Origin of the sequence: Microbulbifer sp. CAU 1566, assembly GCF_023156515.1 — a bacterium.
Lineage (GTDB): Bacteria > Pseudomonadota > Gammaproteobacteria > Pseudomonadales > Cellvibrionaceae > Microbulbifer.
Genome location: NZ_JALNMG010000003.1, coordinates 316,028 through 332,566, shown reverse-complemented (window position 1 = coordinate 332,566; position 16,539 = coordinate 316,028). Strand labels below are relative to the sequence as shown.

Sequence of the window (16,539 nt, the reverse complement as noted above, 5' to 3'; positions counted from 1 at the left end):
ACCGGGCTCAGTAAACCGGTGGCGCCGGGCGCGGTTTGTGACAGCGATTTTATGCTTGTACCACACGGATTCGATGGTGCGCGTCGCGCGCAGGTGTGGCTGGGAGCATTTGTTGAATCGTTACCCGAGAGGCTTTGGCTGCGCTGTGAGCCGCTACTCGGTAATGGTGGCGACCTGCCCGCGCACGAGTCCATCTGCCGTGATATCCCGGTTACATTGGGGCAGCGGGTATCGGGGCTCCGCTATGGGGTGATATCCATTCCAACCCTGCCGGCTTGTCGCTACCGGCTCTCACTTTGGCAAATGGGTACCGATTCGAACGGTAATACCCGCCCAATCAAATTGGCCGAGGCGGATCTTCGCGGGCAGCCGAACGGCTTGGGTGACGGCTTCAATGTCTGGTATGGCACCTGTTTTTATCGCCACGGGGATCACGGTGCGATGGCAGAAGCACTGGATGCGTTGCCGCAAACACATCGCCCGGATGTTTCTTTTCTCGGCGGGGATCAGGTCTACCTGGATACCGCGTTTTCCAATACCGGTTTCACCCTGGTACCCGGTTTCAGTACCCGCAACTTCTCGCTGATGGCGCTGCGCTCCCGCAGGCGAATTCGCCGCACTTTGAATGGCATTTTCAGCAAGGAATATCGTGCGACCTGGCGCGGCGGGCTGCGTCGCTTGCTGGCGAGCGGTAATCACTATTTCCTCGCGGGTGATCACGAGTTCTGGAATGATTACCCCAATCCTCCGGGCTTTTTACCAGTGCTCTGGTCGCGCAAAGTGCGCGATATTTGGAAGGATACTGCGCGTAGCCTGTTCGATGCCTATCAGTTGCCCCAGGGGCAGCCCTCCAGTCAGTTTGATATTGGTTCGGATCTCAGCTTCTTTGTACTGGACACCCGACTGCAGCGGGAACCTGGTCGGGATGGCCGCTTTACCGACAACAAAACGTTTACCCGTATGCAGCAGTGGCTGGAGGGGCTTCGGACGCCCGGGGTTCTGGTTCTGCCGGCCCCCATTCTCACCCGCTGGCAATTCCAGACTCCCGGGCGCGGCAAAGCCTTGAAAGTGGCACTGGGGTTCGGCGATCACTCTCTCGCTGACACTGGCCAATACCAGGACCTGGTACGTGCACTGAATGCCTGCACTCAGGATGTGTTGGTGCTGGCGGGGGATGTGCATTTCAGCCGATTGGCGCAGTTTGAACTGAACGGCAAACAGGTGGTGGAGGTCGTATCGTCGCCGTTGTCCTGCCTGCCCAGCGCTGCGGCGGTGCCCGATCAGGAGCCGGGACATTTTCCGCATCGACCCACCGACGACATTCGTGCACAAGTGCGCTACCGGCATTCCGGTAGCACGCGCAACGAAAGACAGGGCGAAATCAGCAATAACAATTTCGTAACCGTGCGATTTACTTCGGTAGATGACGGTGTCAGTGCAGAAGTGCTGTGCTGGGATTTCAAAGCCCGGGATGCACAGGGTGCACCCAAAATTGATTGGGAAGAACGACACATTTTGCTGCGCCAGCGGTTAGCAGAGTCAACCTCTCTGGCTTGTACCTAATTTTTACTAAATGGAGAGTCTTGTGCATTCCGCCTCACCCCCGGTCGCTCTGATTCCCGGCTTTATGCTGGATGCGACGCTCTGGAATGATTTCAAAAATTACCTCCCGGAAGACTGGTCCATCGCTGATGCCTCCCTCGGCGACGGGCCGACCATTCGCGATATGGCTCACCAAATTGCCGAAAATCTTCCGCAGCGGTTTGTCCTGATCGGTTTCTCACTCGGTGGCTATATCGCCAGACAGCTGGCTGCGGATTATCCGGAGCGGGTGGAAGCGCTGATCCTTGTCGCCAGCTCGCTTCGCGAAGACACCGCACAGCAGAAGAAAACGAAAATGCAGGCGGTAGAGGCGTTGACCCCGGAGAGGTTCCGGGGCCTGAGCAATAGCACCATTGCCCATTCGCTGCACCCGGAAAACGCGGCGGATAAGGCGCTGGTGGCTTATATCAAGGAGATGAGCCGCCGATTGGGGTATCGGGCGCTGGCGACGCAATCGGCTCTGGATCGCTCCCAGGTCCCGGCTTCGACCATAGCCTGCCCGACGCTGGTGATCGCGAGTCCAAACGATGCCTTGCGCTCACTGGAAGAAGCAGAAGAACTGGCGGCGGCGATTCCCAATGCCGAGCTGCGGCTGATTGAAGACTGCGGCCACATGATCCCGTTAGAGCAGCCGCAGGCGCTTGCGGAATCCATTGTGTGCTGGCTGGAGCAGCTCCGATAGCGAATTAGCTTTTGACCGCGGTTGCTTTTCCACTAAACAGTCCGGTGACAATAGAAATCAGCGCACTGATCCCCAGCAACCAGCAGTAGTGGATACTGCCCGCCAAAGCCAGCGGCGAAACTTTTGCCAGGGACGATGCCAATAGAATCTGTGCGCCGTAAGGCAGCAGTCCCTGGACTGTGCAGGAGTAAATATCCAGCAGGCTGGCGCTGCGCCGCGGGTCTACGCCGTAACGCTCCGCCATATCTTTGGCCAGTTGCCCGGTAAGCAGGATCGCAACGGTATTGTTGGCTGTGCAGACATTGGTCAGCGCTACCGCGGTGCTGATCCCCAGCTCGCCGGTTTTGCGCCCGGGCCGGCCGCGGCTACCGATCTGGCTGATGCGGTCAATCTGCTGCCCCAGCCACGCCAGTCCGCCACCGGCGCGCATCAGGGCGCCGAGGCCGCCGATCATCAGCGACAGAATCAGAATCTCCTGCATGCCGGTGTAGCCCGCATAAATATCCTTGGACAGGTCTGCGATGGCGTAGTCCGGCTGCAGGCCCAGCCCGATCGCGCCGGCGAGAAGAATGCCGATAAACAGCACCAGCAAAACATTCACGCCGCTCACCGCCAACACTAGCACCACGATATAGGGCAGCACCCGAATCAGCTCGTAGTCGCCGGGCGCGCTGACCTGTGCGGTAGTGCCGGAGAAATACAGCCAGATCAACGCAATGACAGCGGCGGGCAGGGCGATGAGCAGGTTCATGCGGAACTTGTCCCGCATTTTTACTCCCTGGGTGCGGGTGGCCGCGATGGTGGTGTCGGAAATGATCGACAGGTTGTCGCCGAACATGGCCCCACCCACCACGGTGCCGATGGTGAGTAGCATCGGTAATTCCGTCGCCTCGCTGAGGCCCACCGTGATGGGGGCGATAGCGGCGATGGTGCCCATGGAAGTACCCATTGCGGTTGCCACAAAGGCAGTGATCAAAAACAGTCCGGGTAATACCAGCGTCGGAGGTATCAGGCTAAGGCCGAGATTGACTGTCGCATCCACGCCGCCAACGGCCTTGGCGACACTGGCGAAGGCGCCCGCGAGCAGGTAGATCATCACCATGGTGATGATGGTCGGATCCCCAACCCCGTGAATGAAGGTATCGATGCGCCGGCTGAGTGGGCCATGGGCAAGTAGAATAGCCAGGGCGATGGCGGGCAGAATCGCGACCGGAGCCGATACCTGGTAAAAGGCCATGTCTTTGCCCTGGGTTTGATACCACAGGCCAGCGCCTACAAAGAGCGAGAGAAACAAAAGCAGGGGGAGAAGGGCGCGCGCTGAGGGCGCAGGGGATTGTTGTGCCATGGATACTACTGGACCGTACAATTCGCTTTCAGCTGCCGACAGCAAACGCCGGCAAATTTTGAAGGGCGCGGATTCTAAAGAGTATAGGTAACACTGGCTAATAATTTGTTGTGCGCATCGGGGATGTCGTCGTTATATCCGCAATATGGTTGGGAAGTGGCTGGAAAATGGCCGAATAGTTGCAGGTATTATGAAAATTCGTCACGGCCGCCTATCATCGGGCGCAGTCATGAGTGTGGAGAATAAAAATAAATGTTGAACCGGCGTTCCTTTATTGTTGTGGGACCATTGTTGTCATTGCTGTTTTACGGGCTGCTTAGTCATCTGGGGATGGCCTACCTGCCGGCGGTGACTGCCGCAATTACGTTGTTGACCGTAATCTGGTGGATTACCGAAGCGCTGCCCATTCCCGCAACCTCCATTGTCCCCTTTGTATTGCTACCGCTTTTCGGAGTGGGGGACCACAAGCTGGTGGCGTCCTCCCTGGGTAGTCATGTGATTCTGCTGTTGATGGGGGCGTTCATGCTTTCCAAGGCGTTGGAAAAAAGCGGCGCGCACGAGCGGCTTGCGCTCTACATGCTAAAGCTGGTGGGTGTTTCCAGCGGGCGCCGGCTGGTTCTGGGGTTCATGCTTGCGGCGGGGCTGCTCAGTATGTGGATCTCCAACACCGCGACGACACTGATGATGCTGCCCATTGCTCTCGCAATTCTTTCTCGGGCGGATAACCATCGCCTGACCATTGCGTTGATTTTGGGGATCGCCTATGCCGCCAGTCTCGGCGGCGTGGGCAGCCCATTGGGTACTCCGCCCAACGTGATTTTCATGGGTATTTATGAAGAGGTCACCGGGCGCGAGTTCAGCTTCCTGAGCTGGATGAAGATCGGTCTGCCTGTGGTTTTGCTTACCCTGCCATTAATGGCGTTGTGGCTGACGCGCAGTATCCAGCTGCAGAAGCCATTGGAATCACCGGCCGTGGGTGACTGGCGCCCAGAAGAGGTCAGGACCCTGGCAGTCTTTGGGCTGGCGATTGTGTTCTGGGTGACTCGCAATGAGCCCTTTGGTGGCTGGAGCCAGTGGTTGAACGTGCCGGGCGCCGGTGACAGTACGGTTGCGCTGGCGGCGGTAGTACTGATGTTTATGGTGCCCAATGGCAAGGGCGGGCGATTGCTGGACTGGCCCACGGCAGAAAGCATTCCCTGGGGCATGTTATTGCTGTTTGCCGGTGGTATCGCCATCGCCAAGGGGTTTGTGGAATCCGGTCTCAGCGACATGATGGGGCAGGCGCTGACGTTCCTGACCGCGATGCCCCTGTGGGTGATGCTGGTACTGCTGTGCCTGTCCGTTACGTTTCTCACCGAAATTACCAGCAATACCGCGACGGCCACTCTGCTGATGCCGATTCTGGCCGTTGTCGCGACCAGTGCCGGCTTCGACCCCATGGTGCTAATGATCCCGGCGGCCATGTGTGCAAGTTGCGCCTTTATGCTGCCCGTAGCGACCGCGCCCAATGCGATTGCCTACGGTACCGGTAAAGTGCGAATTCAGGAGATGGTACGAGAGGGGGCGGTACTCAGCGTGCTGGCTTCTCTCGTTATTGCCGCCGTCTGCTGGGTGATGCTGGTGTAGTTAGGTATCTGGCAGATTAATGATCTTTTAAGTTGCTATTTTTCGGTCAAATATATTGCAAATTGCGCCAGTGTCCACCGAATGCTTCTCTCTGTTGTGGCGGGGCGCTATTCCTTGATCTGCTCCGCTGAATTGGGTTTCCTATGGGGTTTCCATTCAAGCCGGAGGCAACCCAATAATGAAGAAAATATCCCTGCTCGCAGTGGCCAGCGTACTGGCGGCCTGCTCGGGAGAATCCCCGGAGACGACCAAGTCCATGAGTGAAGCCGAGACGGTGAAACCCGCGGTATCGCAACAAGCCGCGGCGCTGACCTATCCGCAGACCCGCAAAGATTCCGTGGTAGATACCTACTTCGGTACCGAGATTGCCGACCCTTACCGCTGGCTCGAAGATGATCGCAGCGCGGAAACGGAAGCCTGGGTGAAAGCCCAGAACAAGGTCACCTTCAATTATCTGGACCAGATCGGTTACCGCGATACCCTGAAGCAGCGCCTGGAAGCCCTGTGGAACTACGAAAAAGTCGGTTCTCCTTTCAAAGAGGGTGACTACACCTACTTCTATCGCAACGATGGCCTGCAGAACCAGTACGTCGTCTGGCGCAAGAAAGGAGAGGGAGAAGCCGAGATTTTCCTGGATCCGAATAACTTCAGTGAAGATGGCACTACCTCACTGGCGAGCCTGAAGTTTTCCAAAGATGGTTCCATTGCGGCTTACTCCATTTCTGAAGGTGGCAGCGACTGGCGCAAGATCTTCATTATCAATGCCGAGACCAAAGAAATACTCGAAGAACCGCTGGTCGACGTTAAGTTTTCCGGTATTTCCTGGAAAGGAAACGAGGGCTTCTACTATTCCAGCTACGACAAGCCGGAAGGCAGTGAGCTCTCTGCCAAGACCGATCAGCACAAACTCTATTACCACAAGTTGGGCCAGGCGCAGTCTGAAGACCAGCTGATTTTTGGTGGCACTGCGGAAGAGAAACGCCGCTACGTTTCCGGTTATGTGACCGAAGACGATCGCTTCCTGGTGATTTCCGGCGCAACCTCGACTTCCGGTAACGACCTCTTTATTCAGGATCTCACCAAAGCGGATGCACCGCTGGTACCAGTACTGACCGATTTCGATTCCGATACCAGCGTGATCGATACCCAGGGCAGCAAGCTGTTCCTCGCGACCAACCGCGATGCGCCGAACAAGAAAGTGGTTACCGTGGACGCGGCCAAGCCGACCCCGGAAAACTGGCAGGACTTTATCCCGGAAACGGAAAACGTGCTCACCGTGTCCACCGGTGGTGGCTATATCTTCGCGGAGTATATGGTCGATGCCCTGTCCAAGGTGTATCAGTACGATTACCAGGGCAAACGCGTGCGTGAAATTGCGTTGCCAGGTCCGGGCAGTGCTTCATCACTCGGCGGCAAGTACGACGATGAAACCTTGTACTATTCCTTCACCAACTACAAAACGCCTTCCACCATTTTCGCATTCGATGTGAAAAAGGGTGAATCCAGTGTGTATCGTGAGTCCGGTGCGGAGTTTGATCCGGCGGGTTACGAGTCCAAGCAGGTGTTCTACACCTCCAAGGATGGCACCAAGGTGCCAATGATGATCACCTACAAAAAAGGCCTGAAGCTGAACGGTAAAAACCCGACCATTCTCTATGGCTACGGTGGCTTCAATATCAGCCTGACGCCTTCTTTCAGTATTGCTAATGCGGTATGGCTGGAGCTGGGTGGCGTTTACGCAGTGCCCAACCTGCGCGGTGGCGGCGAGTACGGTAAAAGCTGGCACGATGCCGGGACCAAACTGCAGAAGCAGAATGTGTTCGACGACTTTATCGCCGCCGGCGAGTACCTGACGGAACAGGGCTACACCTCCAGTGATTACCTGGCCATCCGCGGCGGTTCCAACGGCGGTCTGCTGGTGGGCGCGGTGATGACCCAGCGCCCGGATCTGGTGAAGGTGGCGCTGCCGGCGGTTGGTGTGATGGACATGCTGCGCTACCACACCTTCACGGCCGGTGCGGGCTGGGCCTACGACTATGGCACCGCCGAGCAGAGCGAGGAGATGTTCGAGTACCTCAAGGGCTATTCGCCGGTACATAACGTCAAAGTGGGCGTGAACTATCCGGCAACCCTGGTCACTACAGCCGATCACGACGATCGTGTGGTACCGGCGCACTCCTTCAAGTTTGCGGCCGAGCTGCAGTCCAAACAGCAGGGCGCCGCACCGACCCTGATCCGTATTGAAACCAATGCGGGCCACGGTGCAGGTACGCCGGTGTCCAAGACCATCGAGCAGTACGCGGATATTTTCGGTTTCACCCTGTACAACATGGGAATTACCGAATTGCCGCAGAGCTAATCGGATACAGATCTGGTACAGATCTGGCACTTTGGATACGTTCCAACAAAACCCGGCAATCGCCGGGTTTTGTCATTTTATCGGCATCATTGGCATGGAGAATTCTCCGGGATGCGGGGCTACCTGCTTGTCGCCATTCGAATTATTATGCGGAGCCTATTATTACCCATGCTCAGGATTGCCACTGCCTCTGGTGCAGCACAGAAGCCTATGCCGTTACAGATTGAACTCGATTCGCGCCCGGCGATACTGCCGCTCTATTTTCGCGCCCTTACGGCCCGCAAATCCGGCTGCCCGGGACCCGCACAGGAGTCGGTGCTTGCCAGCGTCAGTCTGTGCGATCAGGCCATCGATCCCCAGCACTTGAATGGTTACCGCGACGTCTGTGGTTTCGCCCCTGGCCACCAGGTGCCGGCGACTTACCCTTTTGTACTGGCGATGCCTTTACAGTTGAAACTACTGGTGTCCGAGGCTTTCCCCTTCCCGGTGCTGGGCGTGGTGCATACACGCAATCGCATAGTGCAGCACCGTCCAATGCGGGAAAGCGAACGCCTGGATATCCGTTGTGAACTGGGTGCCCCGGTTCCCGTCAAGCGAGGATACGAGTTTGAGCTGGTGACCCGGGTGCATGTTGGAGAGGCACTTGTTTGGGAATGTATCAGCACCTTGCTGAGTCGGGTTAAGCATCCGGACGGAAAGAAAGCGCGTCCAGCTGTAGAGGTGAAGGGTGTCAATCGCGCGTTGGATTTCAATATGGATACCGCGGAAAAGTGGCTGGTGCCTGCAGATACTGGTCGGCGCTATGGACGTATTTCCGGCGACCGTAATCCCATTCACCTGAGCGCGCCCACCGCAAAAATATTCGGTTTTCCCCGCGCCATTGCGCACGGCATGTGGACCAAGGCGCGCTGCCTAGCCGCGCTGGAGCAGGGCACCTATGCCGGAAAATTACCGGATCAGTTCGCTCTGGATGTGAAGTTCATCAAGCCGGTATTTCTGCCCGCAGAGGTGCATTTCCAGTGGGCAACTGGTGACGATGTCACCGGATTTGCCGTCAGTAGCGGCGCGGGCAAGCGGGTGCATCTGTCCGGCCAGATAGCGCACGACTGATTTTCGGTTAATCCCGATTACCGAAAGTTAACCCTTCTTAACGAGGCTTTTAACACGGCCTGCGGCATTCTATGGTCATTCCAAGAATGACTCTCATTACGCCGTGAATAAAAAAACGACCCGCTCCCGTGCACTACTATCTCTGGTGGTGATTCTTACGACCGGCACGGCCTTGTGCGTGGCGCCGGTATTTGCTGCCGGCAGCAGTGGCGCTGCCGATAGCAGCGTACCTTCCCCCGCTGAGGCCCCCGCTGAGACCTCCGCTGAGACCTCCGCTGAGACCTCCGCAATTGCGCCGGACTGGTGGCAGCGGTTTGACGATCCACTGATGGTGGATCTGATTGCCGAGGCGCTGCAGGCCAACCCGGATATGCGCAGCGCCCAGGCCTCGCTGCGGGCCGTGCGCGCGCAGGGCGCGATCGCCGGAGCGTCGCTGAAGCCTGAGTTGAGTGGCAGCAGTTCGGCGGCGCGCAACGACGATCGCAGCAGTTATGGTGCCGGTCTCTCCGCGGGCTGGGAGCTGGATATTTTTGGCGGCAACCGCGCCAGTGCCCGTGCCGCTGAAGAGGATGTTCAGGCGACCACGGCCAACCTGCAGGACGTACAGATTTCCCTGGCTGCAGAGGTGGCCACCAGTTACATCAACCTGCGTCGCGCCCAGGCCCTGGCGGATATCCTGCAACGCAATCTTGCCGCGCAGCGGGAAACCGCAGAATTGATCGAAGCGCGCTATCAGGTGGGGCTCGACAGCGAACTGGAACTGAACCAGTCGCGCCTGAGTCTCGGCCAGCTGTTGGCACAAATGCCAGAACAGGAGCGCAGCGTCAGCCAGTCCATGCACGCACTGGCGATTTTGTCCGGTGAAGCGCCGGAAGCCCTCAACGCCCGCCTGCAATTACCCGCCGGTGTGCCCTATACCGCGGAACCCCTGATCGGCGCGGATCAGGATATCGCCGCGGATCTGGTGCGCCGCCGCCCGGATCTGCGCGCGGCGGAACACAATGTCACCGCCGCCGGTTTCCGTCGCGATGCCGCCGAGGCTGCGCGCTACCCCAGTTTCCGTCTGGGCGGCGGGCTGAATTTCAGCAGTCTGGACGCCGCAGGCCTGTTCGACTCTGCCAGCATGGCGCGCTCGCTACTGGGCTCCCTCAGTGTGCCTCTGTTCAATGGCGGCCGCCTCAAACAGCAGGTCACGGTACGCGACGCCCAGTACGACCAGGCGGTTAACAGCTACCAGAAAACCTTGCTCGCCGCCCTGGCCGAAGTCGCCGACGCCTTTGTCACCCTGGAGAGCAGCGAACGCCGCATTCCGCAATTGACGGAAAACCTCAATCTCGCCCGCAGCACCCAGGAACTTGCCTTTTCCCGCTACCAGGTAGGGGCGGTGAACTTCCAGACGGTGCTGGACGCGCAGCGCCAGGTGCTGAGTGCAGAGCAGAATTTATTGCAGGTACGTGCGGAAAACTCCCTTGCTGCCATTGGTCTCTACCGTGCCCTCGGCGGTAGCTGGTAACTGCGGCCTGTAGTGGGGGAATAAGGAATCATGGAGAACAAAACAATGAGCAACGAATCCGTGCGCGAGATGCTGGACAAGTCTGGCAGTCGCGGCTTTATGTCCGGGCTGTTCCGGCAGGACGGCAAGGGAAAAAATGCGGGTAAGTCTGGCGTTTCCAGCCGCTTTCCGCGTAAAACCTGGATCGCCGCTGCCGTTGGGATCCTTGCCTTGGGGAGCTGGGCGCTGAGCGGTTTTACCGGTGGTAAAGGCGCGCCGCAATTCACCACCGCAACAGTTGATCGCGGGGACCTCGAGGTGACCATCACCGCCACTGGCAACCTGCAGCCGTTGAATCAGGTAGATATTGGCACCGAGGTTTCCGGTACCGTAGAAACGGTTTCCGTGGACTACAACGATCACGTCAAAAAGGGCCAGGAGCTGGCGCGGCTGATTACCGTGCAGTGGCAGGATCAGGTGCGCAAGAGCAAGGCCGCGTTCAATTCCGCCAAGTCCCGTCGCCAGCAGGCGGAGGCCTCGCAGATTGAAGCCGCTCAGAACCTGAAGCGCCTGCAGGATTTGAAAGCAGCCACCGAGGGCCGCCTGCCAGCGCAGTCGGAGCTGGAGTCTGCGGAAGCTGCCAACCGCCGCGCGCGCGCTGATCTCGCTGTAGCAGAAGCGAATGTGGAATCTGCACAAGCGGATCTTGCCACCGCGGAAACCAACCTGGCCAAGGCCATCATCATTTCTCCCATCGACGGCGTGGTGCTGTCACGGGTGGTGGAACCAGGGCAGACGGTGGCGGCTTCTCTGTCCGCACCGACCCTGTTCACCCTGGCAGAAGACCTGTCAAAAATGGAACTGGAAGTGAGCGTGGACGAGGCGGATATCGGACAGATGGACAAGGGGCTGACCGCACGCTTTACCGTGGATGCCTGGCCCGGGCGCGAATACCCCGCGGCGGTGACCAGAGTGAGCCTGGGTTCGAGTATTGTCGATAACGTGGTTTCCTATTCCACCCTGTTGTCCGTGGAAAACCCGGACCAGACCCTGCGCCCGGGAATGACCGCCACCGCGACCATAACCACCCAATCGCGTGAAAACGCCTTGCTAGTGCCGAACGCGGCGCTGCGTTTTACGCCACCGGCGGAACTGATGCCGGAAATGCCCGAGGGTATGGAGCGCCGTCCCCGTGGCGAGCGGCCGGAAGGCATGGGGCCGGGTATGCGTTCCGGTGGCACGGGTGAGGGGCGTGGTGATCGAGGTCCTGGAGCGAGTGGCGGGCCGAGTGCAAACCGCAGTAATCAAAGCGGCGGTTTTCTTTCACAGCTGATGCATTCGCGCCCACGATTTGGGCCCCGCAACCGCAACCAGCGCGGTGCGGCATCCCCGGCGGCGTCGCTGAAAGGGCCGCGTCGTATCTGGGTGCTGGAAGAGGGCAAGTTGAAGCCGATGCGGGTGCGCGCTGGAATCAGCGACAGCCGTTATACCGAAATTGTTGGCGGTGACCTGACGGAAGGTATGCAGGTAGTGACCGGTATTGCGGGGGCGCGCGGATGAGTGCGCTGCTGGAATTTTCCGGCGTGACCAAGCGCTACGGCCAGGGCAGCGCCGCGTTTCAGGCGCTACAGGGCGTTGACCTGAAAGTGGCAGAAGGGGATTTTGTCGCGGTAATGGGCCCCAGTGGTTCCGGCAAATCCACGGTGATGAACATCATCGGCTGCCTGGATATTCCCACCACCGGCAGCTATCGCTTTCGCGACGTGAATGTGGAGGACCTGACTCGTAATGAACGGGCGCTGCTGCGCCGGCATTTTCTCGGGTTTGTGTTTCAGGGATTCAACCTGCTGGCGCGGACCTCGGCGCAGGAAAATGTCGAGCTGCCTTTGCTGTATCGCGGTGAACCCGCGGAGGTGCGCGCGGCTGCGGCCAAGCGCGCACTGGCTCAGGTTGGCCTGGCGGGATGGGAACACCACACGCCGGCAGAGCTGTCTGGTGGCCAGCAGCAGCGGGTAGCCATTGCCCGCGCCATCGTCACCAATCCCACGCTGCTACTGGCAGACGAACCCACCGGCAACCTGGACACCCGCCGCAGTCACGAAATCATGGAATTGCTGGTGTCACTCAATCGCGACAGCGGCATCACTATTTTGATGGTTACCCACGAGGAAGATATGGCGGCCTACGCCCGCCGCACGGTGCACTTTGTGGATGGACGAGTCGCGCGCGATGAAGCCCGCGAAACCAAGGAGCCTGCCAGTGCTGTGGAGTAGCCTGTTACTGGCGGTGCGCGAAGTGCGCCGCAATATCCTGCGTTCTTTCCTGACCGTGCTCGGCATTGTCATCGGTGTGTCCGCGGTGATCACCATGGTGACACTGGGCAATGGTGCCACCGAGTCGGTGCGCCAGCAGGTAGAGAGCCTCGGCAGTAATTTGCTGATGTTGCGCCAGGCCCGTTTTCGCCGCGGCCCACCCGGCAGTGCCGGTGCCAGCGGCCCGCCACCATTTCGTATGAGTGATATTGAGGCGATACAGGAGAGAATTCCGGGGATCGCTGCAGTAGCACCGGAAATTGAAGTGGGCACCACCGTAGTGGCCTATTCCAAAAACTGGAATACCGAAGTGGTGGGCTCCACCAGTGAGTATTTTATTGCGGCCAACTGGGAGCTGGCGAACGGACGCTTTTTTAACGCGCAGGAAGCGAGTGCTGGTTCCACCCTGTGTGTAATCGGCGAAACCATTCGTCGAGAGCTGTTCGGTACCGAGTATATGCCCGTGGGCGATGTGCTGCGGGTGAAGAATTTTTCCTGCGAAATTATCGGTGTGCTCCAATCCAAAGGGCAGTCGGCCATGGGTGACCAGGATGACAAGATCATCATGCCGCTCGGGGCAGTACAGCGTCGTCTGGCTGGCAGCCGCCGCAGTATTTCCGACATCATGGTCTCGGTAGAAAATGCAGAGAACATCGACAGTGTAAAAGAGCAACTGACGCAGTTGATGCGCGAACGCCGGCGCCTGGCAGATAACGAGGACAATGATTTCAACGTGCTGGATACCCGGCAGATTGCCGATGCCCTCTCCGGTACCACGCAGGTGCTCACCGGCCTGCTGGGCGCGGTGGCCTCGGTGAGCTTGCTGGTGGGCGGTATCGGTATCATGAATATCATGCTGGTGTCGGTAACCGAGCGTACCCGGGAAATCGGCATCCGCCTCGCCATCGGCGCCCTGGAGCGAGAAGTGCTGCTGCAGTTCCTGATTGAAGCGGTAGTGCTGGCGGCCCTGGGGGGATTGATGGGCATTGTGCTGGCAACCATTGCCTCTGTCTCGCTGGCGGCACTCATGGGCTTGCCCTATCACTTTGATGTGGCGATCAACCTGATTTCGTTCCTGTTCTCTGCGGGCATCGGTGTGCTGTTCGGTTATATGCCGGCGAGGCGAGCCGCGCAGCTGGATCCGATTGATGCATTGCGTCACGAATGAGAACGAGGGGGGCTAGTTATCTTTCCCGTGTCGGGACTAGCTGGCTGAAAAATGTACTTTGGCGAGGGAACCTTCTGGTCACCTGGAATTTTTTGTGAACCAGGTTTGGGATCCAGGAATAAGGTCCCAATTTTGATCACCACCTCATACAGCAATTGCCAGTCAGCAGGAGGCTACACATAATCGCCCGTTAACAAAAAAATAAGTTAGTTCGGGGGATTCATGAAGCTGGTTAAATTTAGTGCAATTTTGCTGTCGAGCGTGATTGTTACTGCCTGCGGTGGCGGTGGCGGAGGTGATAGCGCTGGGTCCTCCAGCAGTAGTTCTTCCAGTAGCAGCTCGTCCAGCAGTTCTTCTTCCAGTTCGTCATCCAGCAGTTCGTCGAGCAGTTCCTCATCCAGCAGTTCTTCTGGCGGTAGCTCTTCCAGCAGCTCATCCGGCAGCAGTTCTTCCAGTAGTTCATCCGGCGGCAGTGAAAACCCGGTGGTGCAATTTACCCTGACCACCGAAGTGGGTGAGGGCGGCAGCATCGAGCCGACAGAACTGCTCGTTGACAGTGGGGCTACAGGCGTCTTTACCCTGACAGCCGACGAAGGCTATGTGATTGATTCCGTTTCCGGCTGTGACGGTGCGCTGGAGGAGGATCAGTATGAAACCGGCGCGATTGCTGGTGACTGTATCGTCAGTGCTAGCTTCAAGATCGCGGATGCGGGGGCGGATGCAGAAGCACCTGTGGCAAGTATCCTCTTCCCCTGGAAAGTCTCCCGCACTGAGGAAGGCAGTGTTCTGGTCAAGGGCGTCGCCTCGGATAAGAACGGCATTACATCAATCAAGGTGAATGGGGTTGAAGCAAATATTTTGCCCCTATCTTCCGAGGTTTCTCCGTTGGAAGTTCATCGCTCGGCGCCTGCTGCATTCACTTCCTACAGCGGCACGGAAAGTGAAGTAACAGAAAGTGAAGTAACGGAAGAGGACAGCACTGCAGAGGCCGAGTCGGAAGTAACCTGGGAGGTTACCCTGCCTCTGGAAGATGCCGACAGTACCCTGCTGGTGGTGAGCACCGAAGACGATCAGGGCAACGTTGAGGAATCCGCCAGTGTTGCCGAGGTAATCTCGAGAAAAGTGCCTACCCGGTTTGTGGTGGACGCGACGAATCGCCGTTTGCTCGGTCAGGCATCACTCGACCAGCTGATTGCCTTTGGGTTGGACGATGCGAGTTACAGCCCGCTCAGTGTCTCGGGTCTGGGTTACTGTGATGGTCTGGCCTATCGCGCCAGCAGCAACAGTGTGCTCTGCGGCCAGCTCAGTGACAATTGGTTAAGGTTGACCAGTGTGGACATGGCTTCCGGCGGAAAAACCCAGCTCAAATTCCAGAACCTGGATTTGGACACTGACAAATGGCTGTATGTCCATCTCTATGGCGCACAGCTGACCGCGGATGAAGCCTCGCTGTATTTGCTGTTCAAATATTTCTCGGTCGACGGCTATGACTTCAGTAAAACCGTGGTGCAGCGCTACGACTTTGTCGGTGACAGTATCACCACCGTGATCGATGGCGAAACCGCCGATGGCCAGGTAATTAAGTCTGATCGCTTCGCGTTGGCGGCCGATGGGCTGTTACTGTTTAGTGACTATTGGGGTAATGAAAATGCCGATGGTGTGCGCAAGGTTTCTCTTGATGGCGCCACCGCAACGGACCTTTTGCCGGTTTCCGACCTTTTATTGGCCGGGATTGCGGTGAATGCGGCGAATACAACTGCTTATTTGGCGGGCTACGAAGGCATTGTTAAAGGTGACCTTGCATCGGGTGAGATAACTACACTGTCGCTGGAATCAGAGGAGGCGTTGTACAACATTGCCCAGGTTCGCTCGGTAGGGCTGGATGAAGCCAATAGCCGTATCCTGGTGGCAGATTCCAGCTTCGAATATGTGATGGCGATTGATACTGAATCCGGAGCACGCTCCGAATTTGCCGGCAATGGCGTGGGTAGTGGCAAACGGATGGTAGCTCCCCGCGGTGTCGCGCTGGATGAGACGGCAAATAAAGCGTATCTGCTGGATGATGGCGGTAATGCGGCGGAGTATCTGATTGAAGTCGATTTGGAAAGTGGCGACCGCACTGTGGTGACCGGTTTCGACTTTGAATGTAATCACACGGCTCAGGACCTGCTGCTGGATTCCGCCAATAATCGTCTTTATGCGGTGTTCCCCAATACTATTTTCAGTATCAATCCTGCCGATGGCAGCTGGTCGAAACTCGTAGAGGGAACGCCTTCCGGCTATGACTGTGGCGCAGGTATTTTTAGCTTTGTCGGCGCGACACTGGATACTGTCAATAAACAGCTGCTGGTAACCGATGCCGAATTGAACGGGGTCTGGTCGGTGGATCTGGCAACCGGGGCGTTAGATGCACTGGTACAGTCTGAAGAACTTTTTGATGTACCCATGGATGTTGAGCTGGATACCGAAAAGGGCTTGTTGTATATCCTGATGCAGGCGGCAGATGGCCTGTATAGCTACGATATGGCAACCGGTGAAACCACGGGGCTTTTGCAAAACTGCACTACTGCGCCCATCAACAATGCACTCAACCCTGAGTTCGAAGCTGCCACGAGCCTGAAACTGGATTTCGAGCGGGGTTATATGTGGGTGGCTGGTAGCGTGATGGCAAAGATCGATATGAATGCCGATGCCTGCGCTGCAGAAGTGAAGCACAATGCACCGGTATTTAATATGGTACTGACCAGCAAGCAGCAACTGCTAGGTACGACGTTCAATCAGCTGATGCAGCTGGACTTCGAAAGTGGTAAGCATGTGATCATTTCTAAATAATGATTCTGCCA

At 57.7% G+C, this 16,539-nt stretch carries 12 protein-coding genes; 10 read left to right on the top strand and 2 right to left on the bottom strand.

All coding sequences use genetic code 11. The features are described from left to right. Nucleotides 1–51: 51 nt before the first annotated feature. Nucleotides 52–1,563 carry a hypothetical protein gene (locus M0G74_RS09795; protein ID WP_248216405.1) on the top strand — a complete coding sequence of 504 codons (1,512 nt, stop codon included), beginning with the start codon at nucleotides 52–54 and terminating at the stop codon, nucleotides 1,561–1,563. A 22-nt stretch (nucleotides 1,564–1,585) separates the two neighbouring features. Continuing rightward, complete coding sequence (locus tag M0G74_RS09790; protein ID WP_248216404.1) at nucleotides 1,586–2,284, top strand: alpha/beta hydrolase; 699 nt, start codon at nucleotides 1,586–1,588, stop codon at nucleotides 2,282–2,284. 4 nt (nucleotides 2,285–2,288) lie between these two features. On the opposite strand, the gene M0G74_RS09785 is transcribed toward M0G74_RS09790, so the two are convergent. Further along, the gene (locus tag M0G74_RS09785; protein WP_248216403.1) at nucleotides 2,289–3,629 is read right to left on the bottom strand and encodes a Na+/H+ antiporter NhaC family protein; all 1,341 of its coding nucleotides are present in this window, start codon (nucleotides 3,627–3,629) and stop codon (nucleotides 2,289–2,291) included. A gap of 252 nt (nucleotides 3,630–3,881) precedes the next feature. Here M0G74_RS09785 and M0G74_RS09780 point away from each other — a divergent pair, with 252 nt between their 5' ends. The 7 genes from M0G74_RS09780 to M0G74_RS09750 all read left to right on the top strand — a co-directional run bounded on the left by M0G74_RS09780 (nucleotide 3,882) and on the right by M0G74_RS09750 (nucleotide 13,696). Beyond that, nucleotides 3,882–5,255 (top strand): SLC13 family permease, encoded by a 1,374-nt coding sequence (locus M0G74_RS09780; protein ID WP_248216402.1) that lies wholly within the window; start codon nucleotides 3,882–3,884, stop codon nucleotides 5,253–5,255. Between the two features lie 178 nt (nucleotides 5,256–5,433). Then, entirely contained in the window at nucleotides 5,434–7,614 is a 2,181-nt protein-coding gene (locus M0G74_RS09775) for a prolyl oligopeptidase family serine peptidase (protein ID WP_248216401.1), read from the top strand. A 168-nt stretch (nucleotides 7,615–7,782) separates the two neighbouring features. After that, the gene (locus tag M0G74_RS09770; RefSeq protein ID WP_248216400.1) at nucleotides 7,783–8,724 is read left to right on the top strand and encodes a MaoC/PaaZ C-terminal domain-containing protein; all 942 of its coding nucleotides are present in this window, start codon (nucleotides 7,783–7,785) and stop codon (nucleotides 8,722–8,724) included. A gap of 103 nt (nucleotides 8,725–8,827) precedes the next feature. Next, a complete protein-coding gene (locus M0G74_RS09765) occupies nucleotides 8,828–10,237 on the top strand; it encodes an efflux transporter outer membrane subunit (RefSeq protein WP_248216399.1) in 1,410 nt (469 codons plus the stop codon). Between the two features lie 45 nt (nucleotides 10,238–10,282). Further along, nucleotides 10,283–11,776, top strand: coding sequence for an efflux RND transporter periplasmic adaptor subunit (locus M0G74_RS09760; protein WP_248216398.1), 1,494 nt, complete (start codon nucleotides 10,283–10,285; stop codon nucleotides 11,774–11,776). Then, complete coding sequence (locus tag M0G74_RS09755; RefSeq protein WP_248216397.1) at nucleotides 11,773–12,489, top strand: ABC transporter ATP-binding protein; 717 nt, start codon at nucleotides 11,773–11,775, stop codon at nucleotides 12,487–12,489. Before M0G74_RS09760 ends, M0G74_RS09755 begins: the two co-directional genes overlap by 4 nt. Continuing rightward, nucleotides 12,476–13,696: an ABC transporter permease gene (locus M0G74_RS09750; RefSeq protein WP_248216396.1), complete on the top strand. Its 1,221-nt coding sequence runs from the start codon at nucleotides 12,476–12,478 to the stop codon at nucleotides 13,694–13,696. The genes M0G74_RS09755 and M0G74_RS09750 overlap by 14 nt, the downstream gene beginning before the upstream one ends. A gap of 206 nt (nucleotides 13,697–13,902) precedes the next feature. On the opposite strand, the gene M0G74_RS09745 is transcribed toward M0G74_RS09750, so the two are convergent. After that, complete coding sequence (locus M0G74_RS09745) at nucleotides 13,903–14,202, bottom strand: hypothetical protein (RefSeq protein ID WP_248216395.1); 300 nt, start codon at nucleotides 14,200–14,202, stop codon at nucleotides 13,903–13,905. On the opposite strand from M0G74_RS09745, the gene M0G74_RS09740 reads away from it, so the two are divergent. Further along, nucleotides 14,180–16,528, top strand: a complete 2,349-nt coding sequence (locus tag M0G74_RS09740; RefSeq protein ID WP_248216394.1) for a hypothetical protein — start codon at nucleotides 14,180–14,182, stop codon at nucleotides 16,526–16,528. The two genes, M0G74_RS09745 and M0G74_RS09740, sit on opposite strands and share 23 nt — an antisense overlap. Nucleotides 16,529–16,539: the final 11 nt, after the last annotated feature.

Bases quoted from the DNA above. Each gene is read 5' to 3' on its own strand.
- M0G74_RS09795 (WP_248216405.1), top strand. From the start codon at position 52: ATGCTTGTACCACACGGATTCGATGGTGCGCGTCGCGCGCAGGTGTGG.
- M0G74_RS09785 (WP_248216403.1), bottom strand. From the start codon at position 3,629: ATGGCACAACAATCCCCTGCGCCCTCAGCGCGCGCCCTTCTCCCCCTG.
- M0G74_RS09780 (WP_248216402.1), top strand. From the start codon at position 3,882: ATGTTGAACCGGCGTTCCTTTATTGTTGTGGGACCATTGTTGTCATTG.
- M0G74_RS09775 (WP_248216401.1), top strand. From the start codon at position 5,434: ATGAAGAAAATATCCCTGCTCGCAGTGGCCAGCGTACTGGCGGCCTGC.
- M0G74_RS09770 (WP_248216400.1), top strand. From the start codon at position 7,783: ATGCTCAGGATTGCCACTGCCTCTGGTGCAGCACAGAAGCCTATGCCG.
- M0G74_RS09760 (WP_248216398.1), top strand. From the start codon at position 10,283: ATGAGCAACGAATCCGTGCGCGAGATGCTGGACAAGTCTGGCAGTCGC.
- M0G74_RS09755 (WP_248216397.1), top strand. From the start codon at position 11,773: ATGAGTGCGCTGCTGGAATTTTCCGGCGTGACCAAGCGCTACGGCCAG.